Source organism: Sulfurihydrogenibium yellowstonense SS-5 (assembly GCF_000173615.1).
Lineage (GTDB): Bacteria > Aquificota > Aquificia > Aquificales > Hydrogenothermaceae > Sulfurihydrogenibium > Sulfurihydrogenibium yellowstonense.
This window is the reverse complement of sequence record NZ_ABZS01000191.1, coordinates 1-3,036: the sequence shown is the minus strand read 5'-3', so window position 1 is coordinate 3,036 and position 3,036 is coordinate 1. Positions and strand designations below refer to the sequence as shown.

The window sequence follows — 3,036 nt, the reverse complement described above, 5'->3', positions numbered from 1 at the left end:
TAACTCTAACACCTCAAATATTTTATCAATACTCAAAAGAACTTTCTAACCCACACGGTTCAGATGTAATCTGTGAAATCTGTGCTTGTTTAATCAGTCTTATAAACTTTCTAACCCACACGGTTCAGATGTAACACAATCACGCCCATTGACAAGTTCGATCCATATAATCCTTTCTAACCCACACGGTTCAGATGTAACAACTGAAAATGCTAAAATTTATGCTTATTTATCAGACTTTCTAACCCACACGGTTCAGATGTAACCAGGTGTATATTAAGAAGGGTGCAAGGTTGTTTATCAACTTTCTAACCCACACGGTTCAGATGTAACGGCGTGCAAGAAAGGTAATATTTAAATCAAAAAAAGCCTTTCTAACCCACACGGTTCAGATGTAACAAAGAATTGGGGTATGAATAAATGGCCGAATACGATCTTTCTAACCCACACGGTTCAGATGTAACCGAAGTACTAACAGAAGAGTGCATCTTAGGATACGAAGCTTTCTAACCCACACGGTTCAGATGTAACCTTGCTGGTTGGTTAGAGAGAGATGCTTTTAGAAAACTTTCTAACCCACACGGTTCAGATGTAACTTAAGAGAGTATAAAAGCATTAGGAACGCAATCTACTTTCTAACCCACACGGTTCAGATGTAACGCATCAGAAATAGTGATCGAAAAAGTTCCTTTAAAAGCTTTCTAACCCACACGGTTCAGATGTAACGCCTAAGTGTGCTTTTATCCTTTCGCTAATTTCTTCCTTTATAACCCACACGGTTCAGATGTAACAAGTCCTTTTTGATTTCAAAAAAGGACCCGTCTGACCTTTATAACCCACACGGTTCAGATGTAACTTAAAACTTTATGCATCTGACGGTTATCATTATTTTGCTTTATAACCCACACGGTTCAGATGTAACAAGTCCTTTTTGATTTCAAAAAAGGACCCGTCTGACCTTTATAACCCACACGGTTCAGATGTAACAAAAAGCCCGGGACAAGCCCGGGCAAAAGAGAGGTCACTTTATAACCCACACGGTTCAGATGTAACGAACAAATCTCATTCTAACTGTGCCATCTCCAACAACTCTTTATAACCCACACGGTTCAGATGTAACTCTCTTTTGGTGATTAAATTATAAAAGCCATCACGGCTTTATAACCCACACGGTTCAGATGTAACCAGTAGATGCGGATAAACCTCTACGTGTGATGTTTGGCTTTATAACCCACACGGTTCAGATGTAACTAAAAATACTTGAATGCCTTCCGCATCCTTTCCGATCTTTATAACCCACACGGTTCAGATGTAACGATGATTTAAGAATTGATGAATTTAAGGAGTCATTACTTTATAACCCACACGGTTCAGATGTAACATATGTGTAAAAACTGATAATGGATGCTATATAGATCTTTATAACCCACACGGTTCAGATGTAACATGTTTACAGCAAACAGGAAGCCTTCCCCTTTACACTTTATAACCCACACGGTTCAGATGTAACACCAAGAACTTCTACAGCATCAATATCAGTGCATATCTTTATAACCCACACGGTTCAGATGTAACCCGTTAAATTTTTAATCAAGATTAAAATCGCATAAACCCTATTCAATTGCCAAGTTATGAAACATTATACCAAACTTTTAAAAAACCTGCAAGTTGAAGTTTTTTGCAGCAAACCTCGATATACAGAAAATATATTATTATATTTTATCCTTTAACTTCCTATCACAAACCAACTTTCAAAAACCACAAACTCAGAAGCCCGCTGCAAATATCACTCTTTAACTTGCCGATCTCAAAAAAATTTAAAATAAAAAACTTCAAATTTTCAAAAATTTAAAAACTAAAAAATCTAAAATCAAAAAGTTTAATTCACCAAGTACTTACATTCACTCTTCAAAAAATCCCTTTCAAACCATCACTACACAAGCTTAAATCAAACATCAAAAAATAAAATCACAGTACCAATACCTTAGCTTCACTGACTTATAAATCATCTCGCCAAACCATCAAGCAGTCAATTAAAAATCACTAAATTATTGATAAACCAATCTCTAACGTCTCACATCTCACGTCTCACGTTTTCACGTAAAATAAGCTTGTGCGGGCTAACCTATTCAATTGCCAAGGTACAGTTAAAAAATTAAAAAGTTAATATAAATATACAAAAAAATTTTCTATCTGTCAAGCAGGTGTATAAGTCATACCAGCTTGGGAAAATTCCGATTTATTTGAATTTATAATATCACAAAAGTATTGTAAAGGTGATTTTTTGTTTAAACTATGATGAGGTCTTTCTGTGTTATACCATAACATATATTGCAACATCTTTTTATTAAACTCATAAATGTCTTTTAATTCATAATCTTCGTAGTACATGATAAATTCATCCTGTAATGTCCTATTCATTCTCTCTACATATGCTTGTCCTTTTGGATATCTTGGATAGTTAAAATAATGTTTTATATCTTTTTTCTTTAATGCTTTGGTAAACTCGCCTAAGAATTCACTGCCATTATCTGTTTGTATACCTTTTATCTCAAATGGCATTGCTTTTATCAATTTCTCTAAAAAGTCTTTCGCATTTTTACTGTTTAGCCTGTCATATGCAAAAGTAAAGGAGATTCTTGTTTTTACATCTTTGGCTACAAATATATAAACTTTTCTACCATTTACATATTCATGCTTAGTATCTATTTGTACTAATTCTCCTGGTTTTGTTGGTTTTTTGTCTTTATATCTATCTTTCTTTGTTTTCTTTTTAATTTCTTTTACCATTAACTCTCCAGTTCTTCCGTTGATTGTGATTCTTTGCCTGGCATACTCATGATTTAACTTCCTTTCATCTTTAATCATCTTTATTATATTTCCAATTGAACTTACAGATATTGTAGGAATGTTGTGCTGCTTACAAAGCTCGGAAGTTAAAATAATGTTGTGTCTAAATAAAACTATAAGGAGGAGTAGTAATGGATAAGAAAGAATACTTTGAAAAAATATTAGACAGATCAACTGAAGAATTAG

General features: G+C 34.0%; 1 protein-coding gene and 1 CRISPR repeat array. The gene reads right to left on the bottom strand.

Going from position 1 to position 3,036, the window contains the following annotated elements; genetic code table 11:
- Positions 1–41: 41 nt before the first annotated feature.
- A CRISPR array of direct repeats spans positions 42–1,575; the repeat unit is 29 nt; unit sequence CTTTATAACCCACACGGTTCAGATGTAAC.
- 621 nt (positions 1,576–2,196) lie between these two features.
- Positions 2,197–3,036, bottom strand: an 840-nt coding sequence (locus tag SULYE_RS07335; RefSeq protein ID WP_007548030.1) for an IS481 family transposase, incomplete at its 5' end; no start/stop codon positions are given.